This is a genomic window from Sediminibacillus dalangtanensis, from assembly GCF_017792025.1.
Taxonomy (GTDB): domain Bacteria; phylum Bacillota; class Bacilli; order Bacillales; family Amphibacillaceae; genus Sediminibacillus; species Sediminibacillus dalangtanensis.
The window spans coordinates 1,223,547-1,239,084 of the sequence record NZ_CP046956.1 but is presented as its reverse complement, the minus strand read 5'-3'; the positions used below and the strand labels follow the sequence as shown (position 1 = coordinate 1,239,084).

Annotated in this window: 21 protein-coding genes; 7 read left to right on the top strand and 14 right to left on the bottom strand. The window is 44.3% G+C overall.

Translation table 11 applies throughout. The features are described 5' to 3' along the window. Positions 1-628: 628 nt before the first annotated feature. Genes ERJ70_RS06295 through ERJ70_RS06265 form a run of 7 tightly spaced genes read right to left on the bottom strand, consistent with a single transcriptional unit; the run spans position 629 to position 5,965 of the window. Complete coding sequence (locus ERJ70_RS06295) at positions 629-1,147, bottom strand: DUF4352 domain-containing protein (protein WP_209367975.1); 519 nt, start codon at positions 1,145-1,147, stop codon at positions 629-631. After that, positions 1,144-1,812 carry an ATP-binding cassette domain-containing protein gene (locus ERJ70_RS06290; protein ID WP_209367974.1) on the bottom strand — a complete coding sequence of 223 codons (669 nt, stop codon included), beginning with the start codon at positions 1,810-1,812 and terminating at the stop codon, positions 1,144-1,146. Before ERJ70_RS06290 ends, ERJ70_RS06295 begins: the two co-directional genes overlap by 4 nt. A gap of 13 nt (positions 1,813-1,825) precedes the next feature. Beyond that, on the bottom strand, positions 1,826-2,644 hold the full coding sequence (locus ERJ70_RS06285; protein ID WP_209367973.1) for a DUF2705 family protein: 819 nt from the start codon (positions 2,642-2,644) through the stop codon (positions 1,826-1,828). Next, positions 2,641-3,465, bottom strand: coding sequence for a hypothetical protein (locus ERJ70_RS06280; RefSeq protein WP_209367972.1), 825 nt, complete (start codon positions 3,463-3,465; stop codon positions 2,641-2,643). Before ERJ70_RS06280 ends, ERJ70_RS06285 begins: the two co-directional genes overlap by 4 nt. After that, a complete protein-coding gene (locus ERJ70_RS06275) occupies positions 3,452-4,225 on the bottom strand; it encodes a hypothetical protein (protein ID WP_209367971.1) in 774 nt (257 codons plus the stop codon). The genes ERJ70_RS06280 and ERJ70_RS06275 overlap by 14 nt, the downstream gene beginning before the upstream one ends. 20 nt (positions 4,226-4,245) lie before the next feature. Continuing rightward, the gene (locus tag ERJ70_RS06270; protein ID WP_209367970.1) at positions 4,246-5,022 is read right to left on the bottom strand and encodes a hypothetical protein; all 777 of its coding nucleotides are present in this window, start codon (positions 5,020-5,022) and stop codon (positions 4,246-4,248) included. Between the two features lies 1 nt (position 5,023). Next, positions 5,024-5,965: a hypothetical protein gene (locus ERJ70_RS06265; protein WP_209367968.1), complete on the bottom strand. Its 942-nt coding sequence runs from the start codon at positions 5,963-5,965 to the stop codon at positions 5,024-5,026. A 198-nt stretch (positions 5,966-6,163) separates the two neighbouring features. On the opposite strand from ERJ70_RS06265, the gene ERJ70_RS06260 reads away from it, so the two are divergent. Further along, positions 6,164-6,688, top strand: a complete 525-nt coding sequence (locus tag ERJ70_RS06260) for a hypothetical protein (RefSeq protein WP_209367966.1) — start codon at positions 6,164-6,166, stop codon at positions 6,686-6,688. Between the two features lie 8 nt (positions 6,689-6,696). Here the strand turns inward: ERJ70_RS06260 and ERJ70_RS06255 are convergent, their stop codons facing one another. Beyond that, the gene (locus ERJ70_RS06255; protein WP_209367964.1) at positions 6,697-7,185 is read right to left on the bottom strand and encodes a GNAT family N-acetyltransferase; all 489 of its coding nucleotides are present in this window, start codon (positions 7,183-7,185) and stop codon (positions 6,697-6,699) included. Between the two features lie 89 nt (positions 7,186-7,274). Here ERJ70_RS06255 and ERJ70_RS06250 point away from each other — a divergent pair, with 89 nt between their 5' ends. The 3 genes from ERJ70_RS06250 to ERJ70_RS06240 all read left to right on the top strand — a co-directional run bounded on the left by ERJ70_RS06250 (position 7,275) and on the right by ERJ70_RS06240 (position 8,771). Continuing rightward, a complete protein-coding gene (locus ERJ70_RS06250; RefSeq protein WP_245208134.1) occupies positions 7,275-7,658 on the top strand; it encodes a DUF2642 domain-containing protein in 384 nt (127 codons plus the stop codon). Positions 7,659-7,816: 158 nt separating this feature from the next. Then, a complete protein-coding gene (locus ERJ70_RS06245; RefSeq protein ID WP_209367963.1) occupies positions 7,817-8,275 on the top strand; it encodes a helix-hairpin-helix domain-containing protein in 459 nt (152 codons plus the stop codon). A 19-nt stretch (positions 8,276-8,294) separates the two neighbouring features. Beyond that, on the top strand, positions 8,295-8,771 hold the full coding sequence (locus tag ERJ70_RS06240) for a GNAT family N-acetyltransferase (protein ID WP_209367961.1): 477 nt from the start codon (positions 8,295-8,297) through the stop codon (positions 8,769-8,771). A gap of 573 nt (positions 8,772-9,344) precedes the next feature. Here ERJ70_RS06240 and ERJ70_RS06235 read toward each other — a convergent pair. From ERJ70_RS06235 to ERJ70_RS06225, 3 genes are read right to left on the bottom strand one after another with little or no spacing between them, the layout of a single operon-like run. After that, positions 9,345-10,988 (bottom strand): b(o/a)3-type cytochrome-c oxidase subunit 1, encoded by a 1,644-nt coding sequence (locus tag ERJ70_RS06235; protein ID WP_209367959.1) that lies wholly within the window; start codon positions 10,986-10,988, stop codon positions 9,345-9,347. Beyond that, positions 10,989-11,453, bottom strand: coding sequence for a cytochrome c oxidase subunit II (locus tag ERJ70_RS06230; RefSeq protein ID WP_209367957.1), 465 nt, complete (start codon positions 11,451-11,453; stop codon positions 10,989-10,991). Positions 11,454-11,471: 18 nt separating this feature from the next. Beyond that, entirely contained in the window at positions 11,472-11,630 is a 159-nt protein-coding gene (locus tag ERJ70_RS06225) for a cytochrome c oxidase subunit 2A (protein ID WP_152525524.1), read from the bottom strand. Positions 11,631-11,799: 169 nt separating this feature from the next. On the opposite strand from ERJ70_RS06225, the gene mobA reads away from it, so the two are divergent. Next, positions 11,800-12,396, top strand: coding sequence for a molybdenum cofactor guanylyltransferase (mobA, locus tag ERJ70_RS06220; RefSeq protein ID WP_209367955.1), 597 nt, complete (start codon positions 11,800-11,802; stop codon positions 12,394-12,396). A gap of 310 nt (positions 12,397-12,706) precedes the next feature. Beyond that, on the top strand, positions 12,707-13,114 hold the full coding sequence (locus ERJ70_RS06215) for a hypothetical protein (RefSeq protein ID WP_209367953.1): 408 nt from the start codon (positions 12,707-12,709) through the stop codon (positions 13,112-13,114). 95 nt (positions 13,115-13,209) lie between these two features. Here ERJ70_RS06215 and ERJ70_RS06210 read toward each other — a convergent pair whose 3' ends face one another. After that, positions 13,210-13,929, bottom strand: coding sequence for a Crp/Fnr family transcriptional regulator (locus tag ERJ70_RS06210; RefSeq protein WP_209367952.1), 720 nt, complete (start codon positions 13,927-13,929; stop codon positions 13,210-13,212). A 474-nt stretch (positions 13,930-14,403) separates the two neighbouring features. Here ERJ70_RS06210 and ERJ70_RS06205 point away from each other — a divergent pair, with 474 nt between their 5' ends. After that, complete coding sequence (locus ERJ70_RS06205) at positions 14,404-14,766, top strand: cupredoxin domain-containing protein (protein WP_209367950.1); 363 nt, start codon at positions 14,404-14,406, stop codon at positions 14,764-14,766. A 38-nt stretch (positions 14,767-14,804) separates the two neighbouring features. On the opposite strand, the gene ERJ70_RS06200 is transcribed toward ERJ70_RS06205, so the two are convergent. Both ERJ70_RS06200 and ERJ70_RS06195 read right to left on the bottom strand, forming a co-directional pair. Continuing rightward, positions 14,805-14,999, bottom strand: coding sequence for a helix-turn-helix transcriptional regulator (locus tag ERJ70_RS06200; protein ID WP_209367948.1), 195 nt, complete (start codon positions 14,997-14,999; stop codon positions 14,805-14,807). Further along, positions 14,996-15,529 carry a DUF6773 family protein gene (locus tag ERJ70_RS06195; RefSeq protein WP_209367947.1) on the bottom strand — a complete coding sequence of 178 codons (534 nt, stop codon included), beginning with the start codon at positions 15,527-15,529 and terminating at the stop codon, positions 14,996-14,998. The genes ERJ70_RS06200 and ERJ70_RS06195 overlap by 4 nt, the downstream gene beginning before the upstream one ends. Between the last annotated feature and the right edge of the window lie 9 nt (positions 15,530-15,538).

The following is a 15,538-nucleotide window of genomic DNA, read 5'->3' as shown; positions in this document are numbered from 1 at the left end:
AAAAACAGCTATCCTATGGATACCTGTTTTTAAAAAAGGCACTGTTCGCCAACTCTATCTCATTCACATTATACTTTTGATAGAAATTGCGGCGTAATTTCAAAAAAAGACTTTCTAGCATCATTCACTCGTTGAGCTGGAATGCGGCGCTGCGGAAATACCCTTACGCTTTCCGCGGGCGGCTGGTGAGCTTCCTCAAGCTTACGCTATGCGGGATCTCACCAAAGCCTTTCCTCCCGCAGGACAGGTGTTTTCGGTGGGACGAGTAACCGCAGTCCCAAGGAAGGCTGCGGCAGCGATGCATCGCACGAAGAAAATCGTTTTGTATTTTCGAGGAGTCTTCCTGTATTTCCTTCGTCTTTAATGTGTTTTTTATTAAACCTTCTTAGCATTTTCGTTGATTGTTACATCCCTCTTGTAATTATTTATCTTTTTTTAAAGATTTTTAATAAAAAACTACAACTAGCGTAGGCAGCATGAGCAGACTCCTGCGGGAATAGCACGAGTCCGAAGATTCCGCAAGAAGCGGGCTCCTTCTGAGGAAACTGAGGCCGTGCCCGCGGAAAGCGAAGTATGCTGCCGAAGCGATTTCAAGCACTTAACCTTCTTAAAGAGATCGGTACCTTTACTAAAATTCAACTGCCATCCCATACCTTTTGCCTTGTTTATACGCTTTCTCAACCAGTTCCGGATACAAATCCTGTACGATATAAAGCTTGCCTTGCCCCTGTCGGTCCTCGACTTTGACTTCATAAGTCAACTCGATTTTCTCTTGCTTCCCGGGCTCAATGTTTAGCAGGGCATTTATGTCAAAATCCCCTTGGTTCGTTTGGTACACATCCCTACCGTAAGCAAGCTTGGTTTCGATGGCTTTTACCTTCGAAATTGCTTCTTCCGAAGTGTTCTCCAACTCCATTGTCACGGTGCACTGTATCCACTCCTGACCATGCTTTTCCTCGGTTTCATCTCCATAGCGGACGTCTTCCACTGTCAGAACGGCATCCCCTAAGGAAATTTCATCTCCTACTGCAAAGGATTCAATGCTGTATTCTTTCGCCACCCCTTTGTTGACCGCATAGACTCGCGCCGAGTATGCCGCCACAACGGCAACAACGAGAAGTAATGCCAAAAATCTTTTCCTGTTCACGCGGAATCACCTTCCAGCGCATAGTGATCGACGATTTTGCCGTTTTCCATCATGAAAATCTCGTCGGAAAGATAATCCAGCTCCTCCTTATCATGGCTTGCAATCAAAATACATTTTCCATCTGCTTTGAGATCGAGCAGCACTTTTTTTATCTCTTCCACTCCGTCAGAATCGAGAGCGTTTGTCGGTTCATCCAGAATAATCAGTTCCGGCTCTTCCATGATCGCCTGGGCAATTCCCAGCCGCTGCTTCATCCCCAACGAATATTTACGATATTTCCGTTTGTCATCAGGGTCAAGACCGACCATCCGAATCGACTGCTTAATCTTTTCATCATCGACGATTTTGTTGATTTCAGCGAGAAGCTTCAGGTTTTTAAAACCTGTGTATCCATTTAGAAAACCTGGATATTCGATTAATACACCGACACTCGGCGGGAAGGAAATATCCTCCCCAAGCGTTTTCCCGTCTACTTTCACGGAACCTTCGCTAGCCCGTATCAATCCACAAAGCAGGCGGAACAGCATCGTTTTTCCCGATCCATTTTTTCCGCGGAAGCCATAAATTTTCCCTTTATGTAAAGATAAATCAATATCCGCCAATACCTGTTCTTTTTTAATTTGTTTTGAAACGTGGTTGGCTTCTAAAAACGCAGTGCCAGTCATCTTGTTTCCCCCTTTATAAAATGTCCTTTCGCCTGTATACCAGCAAGGCAGCTATGGATAAAACGATAAACAAAGCAGCACTGTACAGATAGGAAAACTGCCAGCTAAGTGCGTGCTCCAGATCAAAGATTTCCTGTCTTAAAATCATCGAATGAATAGCAGGCAGCCATCTGCTGTCGACTATCGTCGAGATTCCGAGCAACAGAACGACAATCAAAAACGAAACGATCGGATCCAAAAATTGGACGAGCAGCAGTTGAGCCGTCGACAGAACCAACGTCGTCACGATGTAGCCGATCAGCAACTGTGCCATCAATTGCAACGGCGATCTATCAAGCTGCAGCATCGGCATGATGTGGTGTTGATAAAAAGGCGTAACTTCCAGAGAAAAGTGGCCGAGCACCAATCCTGTCACACAGAAAACAACCAAGAACACCCCGACAAACAGTGCAGCCGTCTGCAAAATCAACCAGCAAAGCTTTGCCAGCAGAAAAGTTGCTTTGGAAGAACTGCGGATGGTCACATACAGCGCGTTTCTCCCCAAATCGTGTACATAATAGTCACTGAGCAAAAATAGCGCGACAGTTTGAAAGAAAATCCAATCGACAGGGACTTGATAATTATCAAGATTCAAAAAGTATCCTTCATCCTTCAACATAAAATAGAGGACATCGACACTGCCGGCAGAGTCTATGCCTTGCAGCTGAAGCGCTTTGCCTGCCGCCAACAATGCCGTAAGAATAAAAAAGATACCGTACTTTATTTTGCTGTAGGAAAAGCTGTAGGCTATATCGCGATAGAGCAACCACTTAAAGACAAGTCGTTTTCTCATTGCAAAAAATCCTTCTTTTCATAAAGCAGCCCGGTTATCCCATATAAAAAAAGGGATAGAACAAATAAATAGAAGCACTTATAATAGATGTGCACCGGATGCAGCCAGTCTTCAAGTGATAGCGAAGCAAAGAAAGTGAAAAATTCAAATGGAACCATGCCCGTTCTATCTAGTCCAGACATAGCTAGCAGGATGATGAAAATGATTGCTATATTTTTGATGAAGCGTTTAAGAAACAACGCTAGAAAAAAGATTAACAGAAAACTGAGAAACTTGGTCACAAAAACTATCGTCAAAACTCTCCCTGTCGAAACATAAGGCACGACGGAGGGAAAAAGCTGTTTATCACCTAATAATTCATATAAAATGCTGTCCTTCGTAATCCAAGTATTGTCAAACCCGACTATCAGTCCACTTAGTACGTACGAAACGATTAACAGGCAAACAGTCAAGACGAACGAAACAATGAAGGCGAAAGCGGCATGGGTTTGCCATAATGTAAACCGTGAACCGATTTTCAGGATCACATTGCTTCTCTCCTGGTACTGCACCAGCAAGTGGACGATACTGACGATCAACGGGATCGCCAGGAAAGTGAGCATGGAATGATTCGTGGTTCCGGAGGTTTTGTCGAGAAATACCACTAAATCCAGAACCCCTACTTTTTCCATCAATCCTTCCTCACTGGAGACAGAGTTATAGAAGACAGAAAAAGTCAGCCCCAGAATGATAAGCAAGAAATAAATCAACACATAGAACCAACGGCTTCCAAGGGATGCAATACCTTTGCGGGTGATCGTCCATACGTTAGATTGTTTCATGTTTGTACCCCTGTACAATACACCAAATAAACGAGCCGAAGATACCTACTGCCAAATAAGCCGTGCCGGCGAAATTCCAACTGCCGTTGTACAAAAACACCGCAGAAATACTATGCGAAAAAGGAATCAGTACATCTAAAGCCATAAAAATCAGTAAGGGCAGTATCAAAACGATGTACCGGTTCTTCACCAGAAACGAAAATGCCAGGCCTAAGGAAGCCAGCATACCGCCCAGCAAAAAAATGAGCAGCACGACCACTAGTACATAGGCAAGCGGGTGCTCGTAAAACAAGTTCGGCAACAAATTTTCGCTATGAACCAGGTTCATCCCGAAATAGTAGTTGTTTTCAATTAACGGGTATGCCGCCATTTCAAGCAGAAAATTGAGGATTAACGGAAATACTGCCACCACTCCGCCTATAACAAAATTAAAAACATAACGAACGAGAAAATATTTTTTCTTTTCCACTTTGGTCAAGATGTTTTTGATAAAACCTGTGTTTGCATCCTCAGCGTATGAATCTGCAAAAGCAATCGAAGCAAGAATCGGCACAAGCAACGCATATATGTAATACAAGCCTGCTCCATCAAAGTAAAACCAGGAGATGAAAGCACTTCTCGGATACGTATAATAGTAATCCTCTGTCACATGCTGCGGCCACATCTGTATGGCCGGAACGACGGCCAACACAACGCCCACCACTATTGCCAACCAAAATGCAGGACGTGTAGAAACTCGTTTCCATTCCATTCCCAGCATGGAATCCCCCCTTTTTTTCTCTAGTAAAATTCTTTCTTAGTGTACAGCCTGCTTGCTAGGAAATAAGCAACTGCATTCCAAAACAGTAAATAAACAAGATTAAACATTTGATCCTGCCAGGACAGCCATAACGGCATTTCAATGTGTATCGGATGTAAAAACACCGAAAAATCGAGTAAATAGGGAAATGGCGTTCCGAACAAAACCATCATGCCGATAAACGTGAGTGTTTTTTTTCGGAACACTGTTTGGAAGCATAAAACGAACATGCTGACCATCATTAAATAGAAAAAACGATTGCTCCATATGTAGAACCAGACTTTCCAACCCGTCACGTGCGGCACATAAAACGGGAAATGCGCTTTATTGTCGAGAAAATAATAAATCGCTCCCGATTCTTCTCCCCATAAATTTTCCAGACTGCCGGTCAAGAAATATGCAGCTGACAATCCAGCCGCTGCCATCAAACAAATCAACAAAAAGTTGAAACAAACAGCAAAGATTACATGTTGAGAGAACAGTTGTTTTTGCTGCTTCAACCTGGTGACGACCATTACGGTTTCCATCCTGTCTATTATCAATGGGAATACTAGCGTAATAATGGGAAGTGCTCCATATAGCAGCACAGTCGCACCTGCGCTTCCACCGCCTCGCAGATTCACTATAAAGTCAAATAAAGAATGATTATAAGGCCCCGATAGGGACATGGCAATCGAGGCCATGATCACAAGCAGCATATAAAACAAACCAGCCACCAGGTGGTTCCATGACCAATAACCTTTCCAAAACACCCGCATCCTAATCCCATCCTGTTTTCTCGCCACCGGCTTTGGCGCCATATGTTTCCTTACCATATTCTTCAAAAGGCAATTCCTCACTGTCTGATACATCCAGTTGGAAAACTTCCTCTGCATTTTCAATCCCGTCGTTAATGGAAATATCCGCGACCTTTATAAAATATACGGGTTTTTCCTTGTCTTCCTCTCCATAGCATTGCAAATCGAGCAATACGCCGGTTTCTTTGGCGACCGTCATCTCAAACGGACCAGCCAGCATCTCTGAAGTATCTTTTGTGAGTGTTCCCTTTATTTTGAAAGCAGGAATGCCGAATGCTGTCGTTTCCTCATATTCCCAGCTGTCATAATTATCGAACAGAACCATCCACTCTTCACTGCCAATGATTAGACCAGCATCTTTTCCCAGCGCATCGGTCAATGCACTGATATCGTCTTGCCGCGGATTGTTCTTTACAGGCTCCTGATAATAAATTTGTTGTTCATCAAGCCTGCCCGTCATCTGTCCGTCATGCAATAAAAAGTGCTCGGTTTCCACCACACTTCCATTCTCCAATGTCTCATAGAGGGCTTTGTTTTGCTTTTGTTCAAAATCGACATGAAAGGTAACCCGATTTTCCACTTGGCCGTTATTTCCGTATTCATACAACCCTTCGGCATTGTCAATGTAATCCCATGCATAATACATTTTCTCCACGATAGCAAATTTATCGGGATTTTCTTGCGCATATTTTTCTTGTTCCTCGAGTTTAAATGGGAAGTCATCATCGAGCAGGGGATTTTTATGCTTCGTTTCCTGGGCGATTTCATCTGAATCATTTGATAGCTGCTGTTTTTTTTGCGTTTCTTCTTTATTCAACGCCCCGGCTATCGTCGGATACAATTTGATGCCTGTTAACGTCAGCGCGAGTATTGTGATCAATAGAACTGGAAGGTATTTTTTCACACGCCTCCCTCCTTCATCAGGAATTTATAAGCAAATTATTTAACATTCTATTCACTACCTTATTTTACCATCATGATGTATAATTGCAATATTATTGTTAAAATTCTGTAATATAAATCAAAATCTATCTATATTAATCGCACACATCTCCTGCCCATTCATATAGTGAAATCAACACAACTTACCGGGGGTGCTGTTATGCACATTCTTCCTGCAGCCGATTTGGGAATCATGGCCGAGCACTTATCTGCGCACAAGGGAATCATCCATAAACTGAACGTTTACCAGCGAATGGTCCAGTCGTCACAATTGAAGAAAATCATCCGTCAGCAGGCCAATGCCATGCAGGGTCATGTCCATATCATGCTCGCTTTTATTGATCCTGCTTTTCATGAACCGATTGAAGTACCGCCTTTATATGTATTCGAGGAAAAAGGATATGAAAACTGGCAAAATGGAGAAGCGGGAGAAAACGATCAGTGGATTGCCTTGGAGGTCCATTCCACGGCTAAGCAAATGGCAGGTGACAATTTTTCTTCTGCTTTGATGATGAAGGACATGGCGTTGAGAAATGCGCATGTAGAGATGGCGCTGCAGCAGACAGAGCTACTTAGAAGATATGAAGCCTTTCTGGAGGAAATGGGCTGGATGTATGTTCCACTTTCCGACATAAGGTCGCAACAAGACACCTACCGGCATTTTTATCAGGCTTTTTACTCATAAAAAAACAATCAATTCAAATTCAGCAATCGATGGATCGTTTGCTGTTCACCGAAACGTTCGACTGATCGTGACTCTTCCATTCCCAGCCTTTCCAAAAGCCGTCTTGATCGTTCATTTTCCGTTTGTGTTTCTGCCACAATTTCTGGCAGTCCCAAGGTAGCAAACCCATAATCGATTACGGTTTGGACAGCTTCTGTTGCATAGCCTTTTCCCCAAAACAAAGGGAGAAATTGATACGATATCTCGGTAGCATCTCCATCGTGATGCAGATCGAGCGAAACCGTGCCGATAAAGCTCTCCGTTGATTTCTCCCTTACCGTCCAATGGCAAGAGGGCGTACCGGAGGCAAATAAATGCTGAAAGTTTTCCCTGATTTTATGTTCCGGTACAGTGCCACCAAGATATTTTCTCACTTTCTCATTTCGATAAAGCCGGAGAATACTTTCATAATCACTGGGCTGTAACAGTTGCAATATACAATGATTGGTTACTAACACTCCTGTCAACTCCTTTTAAACCGGCATAATCAGGATGTTGGCGACATACATATAAAGCCATACATCAATGGAAGGAACGTGATAGGAATATGGAAGAAAGAGATCGTTCCCAACTTAACGCCGAATCGGAAATCCGTGACGGAACACCTGAAGAAACCCCAGTAATGCTGCAGCCGATCGTACAGCCGGCATATATCAACCAAATGCCCTCGCCGACAACTCCTGTTTATTCTGTCCCGGCTTTGCCCCAACCAACGCAGTATATGGCCCCTTTTGACCCCGTCTATATCGACCACTTAAGCCGGCACCAGGGCCAGCAAATTAGCGTGATGACTACTGCGGGAAAAGTGGAGGGACTGCTTAGTGGCGTTGCAGTGGATCATATCCAATTAAACATCAGTAAAACGCGGGCACTCCATATCCGTATTTCCCAGATTGTTTATTTTGAAGGGCTGCCGATTACGTATCGGTAACGCCAAGATCAGCTTCCTTTACCATTCCTCTTACTCTCCCTACAAAGATACAAGGAAAATCACCAAAAATCCTGCAAAACAAAGAAAATATTTAAAGGAAAGCAGCAGGTTAAGTCGAATTAAATGAGGAGGCAATTATTTGGAATAGAGGTGATTACATGTGCACACCTAAAACCCCTAAACTTCCGCTGACCGCGGAAGAGAGAAGCTCCTTACGCAAGGCAAAGATTAGACTCCATCAGATTGCCAATTTAGAGTTAAAAACACTATCTGATTTAATGGATATCACTTATGATCGGGCCAGGTTGTTAAAAGGATTGGCCACTTTCCAACAAATACCGTCGATTGGCTGTCGTCTGGCAGAAAATCTGGTAAATCACCTTGGAAAGTACACCCTTGAAGAGGTGCGTGGCGAAAATCCAGCTGAGTTGCTGGATTGCCTGGAAAAGAAGCTCCAAACACCAATTGATCCGTGTGTAGAGGATCAGCTTCGCTGTGTGGTATATTATGCAGAAAACCCGGACAGCAAGAAACAGTGGTTTGAGTTTACCGCTGAAAGAAAAAATTATCGGCAGAGACATGGTTATCCAGCGTCAAGACCAAAGCCGGCCGGGTAATCCGTCTAGGAGGAAAATCGTGAAAATACGTCCGTCTTTGCACAAGGATTCACAGCAATTAATGCAGCTAAACAATCTCATTTGGAATGTGGAAAACACTCCACACCCACATAAGTGGGAATCGCTTGCCGCTTATGAGGAACGCTGTCCTCCCGGCAGTCAATACGTTGCTGTAATCGATGAATCTGTTGCAGGTTTTATCCGTTATCGGAGTCCTATACCGCTAGATTCCAACCGGCACGTTTGGGAGTTGGTGATTGGCGTACACCCAGATTTTCAGGGACAAAAAGTTGGTTCAACCCTTTTGCGATTTGTCGAAAAAGAAGCAAAAAAACAGGGCATCCATAAATTATGTCTGCGCGTCCTGGCAACCAATCTCTCAGCAATCCACTTTTATGAACGCAACGGATATGTAGAACAGGGAAGATTGGTAGATGAGTTTTTTTTAGAAGGAAAGTATGTCGATGACCTGATGATGTACCGGATACTGAACTGATTTCACTTAGAAAGAGAAAAACAAAAACATGCCAGAAGATTCGAGGCCACTGAAAAACTGGAGGTCTTTGAAAAGTAGAATTTTAAAAAAGCGGTCTGTATGGAACTGAATTTCCATACAGACCACTTTTTATCTAATTTCAAGTGATTTGTGCCATCTATTCCTTCATTAGTTTAACGATTCGTTTCACATTAGCTGTGAAAATCGCCATCGGTCTAACATTGAATCCCTTCCTTTTATGTATTACTTTCCTGGTAAGAAAAAAGAGTGACTTGCTTTTATAAATCAAAGAAAATCACTCTTTTTCGTTTTACCATCTGTTGATTCCACGATGAGCGTTCGGTGGTGACGCCTGCGGGAACAGCACGAGCCGAAGATCCACTTGGTCAAGTGATTTTCTTGACCAAGTTAGCTGAGGCCGTGCCCGCGGCAAGCATCCACCGATAAGCGATTCGTGAGAATCAACAACAAACTTTAACAGCTCTTTTAGATTAGAAAAGACTTTTTCAGTGTCCTCGATCCTCGAGGATTCCGGCATGTTTTTTCAATGGAATAGATTCTTATTTTTTAATGTCACCAAAGCCTGAATCCAGGTGACCCTGGAGGAGCATTTTCGATAATTTCCATTATCGGGATCGTATAAGCGAACAAGATCAAAGCGACGCAAACACTGATCCACAGCTTCCAATTTTCCAGGATTGCCGGAGTACGTTCTGCCTGATCCGCCACTTCGCCGATAGGGTACGCTTCCACCCCTTTTGGTGCAAAAAAGCTCAAATGGACGACAATGTAAACTAAGACGAGAATGCCGATAAACAAGAAGCTCCCTCCGACAGCCATTGCCACTTCATAAGGAATCCACCCCAATGCATCGGGATAATCACTATATGTCGTATAAGCGGTTCTTCTCGGGGCCCCTAACAATCCGACCGTATGCATCGCCCCGGACATCATCGCCATCCCGACTACCCAAATGATTGTCTGGATGTTGGCAAGCAAATTGATTTTCTTCGTCAATGTCCGCCCTGTCAAATGCGGGATCAGCCAATAAGCGATTCCGAAAAAGGTTAAAGCGACACTGGTTGCTACCGTCAAGTGAAAGTGACCGGTGACCCAAAGCGTGTTATGGATGACTTGGTTCAGTTGGTTACTGGCATTGATGATGCCGCCTGCCCCGGCAGGAATGAATATCAGCATGCCCATAAATGGTGCAAAGAACCGTGCATCCTTCCATGGCAATTTTTTCACCCATCCGAACAGTCCTCTAGCACCCTTCTGCCTGCCGCTCAATTCAAAGGTGGCAAACAAGGAGAAGGCTGTCATCAACGAAGGGACAATGACCATAAAGGTCAAGGTTACCTGGATAAACTTCCATGTATGCGATACTCCGGATTCGAGCAATTGATGGTGAAAGCCGACCGGGATCGAAAACAGCAAGAACAAGACAAAGGACAATCTGGCCAACGAATCACTGAAAATTTTTCCGCCAATGATTTTCGGAATGATGACATACCAGCAAATATAAGCAGGCAGCAGCCAAAAATAGACAAGCGGATGGCCGAAATACCAAAACAGAGTGCGACTCAACAGGACATTGATGGTGTCCACCCAGCCGAATGACCATGGAATCAATTGCAGGACGACAGTAGCTGCCACTCCCAGTGTGGCGATCAGCCAAAGCAGCATCGTCATCACTGCCATGAAACTGAACAACGGAGAAAGCTGACCAGGATTGGCTTTTTTCCAATTACGATACTGACGGAACATGCCGGCTCCGCTGATCCAGCTTCCGATCACGACGAGTGCAAGCCCAATATAAAACCATGGCGAGGCCTGAAGCGGCGCGTAAAACGTGTACAACACACTGGCATCGTTAGTCAAAATCATGATCGTGGTAATCACGGTTCCTGTCGTCATGACATAATAGCCGGCCCAGCCAAGTTTTCGTGGTCCTTCAGCCAGCGTTCCCGTTGTTTTGCTGATGCCCGAGTACAAAAATCCAATAATAAAATAAGTAGTGAATACAAGTGCTAACAGAACGCCATGGGCGGTCAACAGCTGATAATAGCCAATCCCCGCCGGCAATGTAATCGCCCCGCTGCGGACAAAGGTTTGCAGCAATCCGGCAATCCCTCCAAGCAATACGGCGATAAAGCCTACATAAATATGGGCAAGACTCAACTTCGCATCTTTCCGATTGATCAACGTGGTTTCCATTTAATTCACCTCTATCCTTCCGCTCATGGCCTGGTGGCCGACTCCGCAATATTCATTGCAAATGATCAAAAACTCACCGGCTTCGTCGAACGTGTGGGTAATCGTATTGATATGCCCTGGTGTGACCATCATGTTCACGTTCGTTCCCGGAATCGAAAAGCCATGAACCACATCCGCACTCGTCACCTTGAAATGAACGGTCGCCCCCTTCGGCACTTCTAAGGGTTCCCCGAACATGAACGCCTGGGCAACCATCACCGCTTCATATTCATTGTCACCGATTTTCTTCAGACCAGGGTCATCGAAAGGTGCTGTTTCCTTTACTTTTTCCGGGTCGATTGTCGTCATATCGCTTGGTGGATGATGTCCCATGGCAAATGCGCTGACACCGATTACCGACAGGAATACAATCAAGGTGATACCGCCAAAAATCAGCCATATTTTTTCATACTTGTGCATGTGCATCTGTTACTCCCCCTTTTCCTACCTGGATAGATAAAGCGCGTACACCCCGATCCAGGATAATATGATGAATCCTCCGACGAGCATGACGGACAACAAGGTTCCGTTAAGCTTCGGTTCTGTTTTCCCGGCGTGCTCTTTTTCGGCTTCGAACGATTTGGCAGAATCCAATTTCGCCATCGTGAACGCTCCCTTCCCTTTAATCTAATTTGATTGTAGCGGAACATGACAGGTCGATTCTGTGATAAATATCACATCCTTTTCAATAAGTCGGGAATGTGACTTCCATTACAGTTTTGTATTTTCAAAACAGTTATGCTGAACAGGAAAAAACAAGGGAGGGGAAAGGATGAAAAGCGGCATTATAATAGCAGATCGAAGCATCCATCCATATGCGGAAGAGATTGCCCAGCAGAAACTGGATGGGGAAAGGTTGATCGACCATCAAATCAGGGAAATGCAGCAATTTGTCGAGGAAATTGTGCTCGTCACCGATAATCCGATGACATTTTTGCCATTGGTCGGATCAGATATCCGCGTTGTCACCGTCTTTCACAAAAACAAAGGGGTATTAGGGGCAATTCATGCCGGATTCTCCCTTGCCAGCTATCCTTTAATCTGGCTGGTCAGCTGTGATATGCCCGCTTTATCCTCTCAAGCGGCAGCAGCGATGAAGGAGAGACTTCAACAAACGGGTCATTCGGCAGTCGTTCCGTATATCCAAAACACCCCGATTCCGTTTCATGGATTATATCGGCGTCAGCAGACGCTGAAAACGGTTTGTGGATGTATAGAAAAAAGGAAGCCTGTATCGTTCTACGAATGTTTTCAGTCATTGGAATGGCTGGGAATGGATGAGACGGAACTGCAGAGATATGGATGGAGCAGCCAGTTTTTCAGACAATATCCTGATGTATGTAGCAACGACCACTTCATCGTTGAATGAAGGATAGTAGATTGAAAGAATTGCCTGTACGTTGCTGTATAAGGTGTAAGATTCAGAAATCGCGTTAGTCGGCAGAATTTCTGTAGGTTTTAAAAGGGAATTGAATCAATCACCACATAGGATTCCTTTTTCTCGCTTCTCTATCAGCAAAAATGTGATAGAATCAATCGGTAGATTAGCATGAAAAAGTGGGGGGATTACCATCAAAAAAGTTGTTGCGCTTGTTGTTTTCGTCGCACTCCTCGGTATAGTTGTTCTTTCATGGCCCAGCATAAGAAAAAATTACTTTCCGGAAAAAGATGCAGAACATATGATCAATCACTATTATCAATCCCTTATCAACGGAAAATATGAAGACGCATTTGACGTTCTGTACCTATACGATTATCAAGAAAACACCAACGAACACTTGTCTACCGGAACGGCACTAACAGAAGCAGAGGCGAAAGACTTTTATATGAAAAAAACAGCCTTTTTAAAAGAGCAGAACTACGCCATCAAAGATTACGAGATTTCAGAGGTGGAATATGCTGATGGCCATACTTTCTGGCACCATATTTCTATAACAGCAGAGGTGAATGGAAAAAGAGAAGAGTATCATGAAATAGCACAAATATGGAAAGGAAAATTACTTGTAGGTGAAAGAGAAGATCCATATGTTCGATTCAGAGATGGAAAAATGAATATAACACTTCAAACACCATCCAAGGCAAGATAAAATGCTTCACTCGATTAGACAGGAAACTATTCCACCCGCTATAGCAGCCTTCATAGAAACAAAAAACCGGGGATTTCCCCGGGGAGACGGATTCACTATAAACGGCAGATGCCAAGCGGGCATTCTTCACAATGGCAAATGGCTTTTAGTTCAGCCAAATCGAGAATCACGATCCGGCCGTGTTCGATGTCGATTATCTGTTGCTTTTTCAATTGGTTCAGCATCCGATTGACCGTCTCGCGAGTAGCGCCGATCAGGCTGGCCAGCTCTGCATTGGTGAATTTTTCGGTAAAGCGGATGGTTCCGCCATCCTGCACGCCATACGTGTTGGCAGCACGGATCAGGGTGGAAGCGAGCGCTCCATTTTTCCCATGGAACATCAAATCCCTTAGCTTCACCTGAGTAAGCTGCTGCATGTATCCGAGCCAGCGGCTGAATTCAATCGCCAAGTCACCATGCTGCCATAACAGTATTTCCAGATCACGCTGCTGAATGATGCCGATCCGCGCATCCTGCAGGACTTCGGCAGTATACGACATCTGTCCTTCCTGCCCGGGATATTGGATTTCTCCGAACAAATCACCTTCATGAAAGTAATAGAGGCACAGGTCCTTTCCATCATCAGCTGTTTTCACCAGGCGGACGGAACCACTCTCAAGAAAATAAAGTTTTTCTGCTTCGTCCCCTTCCCAAAACAACGTGGAGCCCGCCGAAAACACGTGTTGATACATGATCCCTTGTATTTTTTCAAAGCTTTCTTTTGTGAACTGCCAGGTGTTGCCGACTGCCTGTTCTTGTTTTACAGCTGTCACCATGTAATCCGCCTCCCCATTTTTCGATGTTGCTGTTTTCATAAATAAGTGCTGTACAAGACTACAGAGTAGATGCATGCTTCCTTTGTTACGTTTCTGTTGGATGAAAAAGAGATTGAGTGCCAGGAAGCATGTCACCAGCGGAGGAAAAACACGAAGACTCCTGCGGGAGGAATGGCCTAGGCGAGACCCCGGAGAGCGTTAGCTCGAGGAGGCTCACCAGCCACCCGCGGAAAGCGTAGTGTTTTTCCGCAGCGTAGGATTCACTGACATCTTATAAAGGATGATAAATATCCCCTTCTTGATACTTTCATCATACTCCTCGCCTCAATCATTTGCATTATTATTTGGTAAAAAATTGTTACGTTATTTTGAACAGATGGGAAATGTGACATTTCTCACAGCCACTCATCCGGAAGGTGTTTTACACTAAAAATGTGAAAAGCATTCAAACAATTTTCCGGGAGGTTTTTAACGATGAAAAAAGCACTTTTAGCACTTATGGTCTCGATGTTCATTTTATTGCTGGCGGCTTGCGGCGGTGGTGATGATGCCGGAGCAGCCAAAGGGGATGACGGTGGTTCTGCCGCAGTTGTCGATATTGCCGCAAGCAACTGGCAGTTTGACAAAAAAGAATACACGGCGCCCGCTGGAGAAATCACATTCAATCTGACCAATGAAGAAGGCGTCCATGCCATCGAAATCGAAGGAACGGATGTCAAAATTGAAAACGAGGGATCCGCAACAGCTACACTGGAAGCCGGCGAATACGTGATTAAATGTGCCCTACCTTGCGGCGAAGGCCATGAAGATATGTCCTCGACTTTGATTGTGGAATAATTGGAAAACCTCCGGACCCAAACGGGCACGGAGGTTTTTTAATCTTCCCAGAACAATTCGTCGAGCGTTTTAGACAACGTTTTGCAAATTGCAATGCACAGATTCAGGCTTGGATTATATTTCCCCAGTTCGATCAGTCCAATGGTCTGACGCGATACGCCGACACGCTTGGCCAATTCCTCCTGTGACAGATCCATTTCTGTTCTGGCTACTTTCATCCGGATGTTCTTCATCTTTCCTCATCCTGCTCTTCTTCATCTTCCAATTCTTTTGCAACCGCCCTGTCGCTCCTTTTCTTCGCTCCCCAATAAGCGAAACCGTTCACGATCATCAAGAATGGAATATAGATTATAAAGGAAACAACCGACGTAAGCAGGAAGTAATAAACCGACTGCGTTGCTGTATCAGCGTAGCTCACTGCACTGTGAATCCCTAGAAAGATAGCCCATCCAGCACCAAACAAAGCACCGATCAAAATGGTTTTTACACTCATCGGGCGTTTGTTTGTCTGATCATGCATTTCTACTTCGGCAGAAAAAATCCCCATTCCCGTCGATCGTACCGTATAATAAATCGACGTAACAAGTAAAATGACCAGTTCAAGCCAAACGTTCTTAAAATCAGCACCACTAGTTGCATACTTGAAAATCAAGGACAGGACGCAAATGATCAATACCAAATGATAAATCTCTCGATAGATTTTGTTTTGCAGATTGGTAATGCGCTCATCTTTTCGTCTATTCCTTTTAAAAGGATTGTTCATGTTTTACCA

Bases quoted from the DNA above. Each gene is read 5' to 3' on its own strand.
- ERJ70_RS06200 (WP_209367948.1), bottom strand. From the start codon at position 14,999: ATGAAGAACATCCGGATGAAAGTAGCCAGAACAGAAATGGATCTGTCA.
- ERJ70_RS06210 (WP_209367952.1), bottom strand. From the start codon at position 13,929: ATGGTGACAGCTGTAAAACAAGAACAGGCAGTCGGCAACACCTGGCAG.
- ERJ70_RS06285 (WP_209367973.1), bottom strand. From the start codon at position 2,644: ATGAGAAAACGACTTGTCTTTAAGTGGTTGCTCTATCGCGATATAGCC.
- ERJ70_RS06195 (WP_209367947.1), bottom strand. From the start codon at position 15,529: ATGAACAATCCTTTTAAAAGGAATAGACGAAAAGATGAGCGCATTACC.
- ERJ70_RS06235 (WP_209367959.1), bottom strand. From the start codon at position 10,988: ATGGAAACCACGTTGATCAATCGGAAAGATGCGAAGTTGAGTCTTGCC.
- ERJ70_RS06260 (WP_209367966.1), top strand. From the start codon at position 6,164: ATGCACATTCTTCCTGCAGCCGATTTGGGAATCATGGCCGAGCACTTA.
- ERJ70_RS06290 (WP_209367974.1), bottom strand. From the start codon at position 1,812: ATGACTGGCACTGCGTTTTTAGAAGCCAACCACGTTTCAAAACAAATT.
- ERJ70_RS06245 (WP_209367963.1), top strand. From the start codon at position 7,817: ATGTGCACACCTAAAACCCCTAAACTTCCGCTGACCGCGGAAGAGAGA.
- ERJ70_RS06280 (WP_209367972.1), bottom strand. From the start codon at position 3,465: ATGAAACAATCTAACGTATGGACGATCACCCGCAAAGGTATTGCATCC.
- ERJ70_RS06225 (WP_152525524.1), bottom strand. From the start codon at position 11,630: ATGGCGAAATTGGATTCTGCCAAATCGTTCGAAGCCGAAAAAGAGCAC.
- ERJ70_RS06250 (WP_245208134.1), top strand. From the start codon at position 7,275: ATGGAAGAAAGAGATCGTTCCCAACTTAACGCCGAATCGGAAATCCGT.
- ERJ70_RS06215 (WP_209367953.1), top strand. From the start codon at position 12,707: ATGATCAATCACTATTATCAATCCCTTATCAACGGAAAATATGAAGAC.
- ERJ70_RS06230 (WP_209367957.1), bottom strand. From the start codon at position 11,453: ATGCACATGCACAAGTATGAAAAAATATGGCTGATTTTTGGCGGTATC.
- ERJ70_RS06270 (WP_209367970.1), bottom strand. From the start codon at position 5,022: ATGCGGGTGTTTTGGAAAGGTTATTGGTCATGGAACCACCTGGTGGCT.
- mobA (WP_209367955.1), top strand. From the start codon at position 11,800: ATGAAAAGCGGCATTATAATAGCAGATCGAAGCATCCATCCATATGCG.
- ERJ70_RS06205 (WP_209367950.1), top strand. From the start codon at position 14,404: ATGAAAAAAGCACTTTTAGCACTTATGGTCTCGATGTTCATTTTATTG.
- ERJ70_RS06275 (WP_209367971.1), bottom strand. From the start codon at position 4,225: ATGCTGGGAATGGAATGGAAACGAGTTTCTACACGTCCTGCATTTTGG.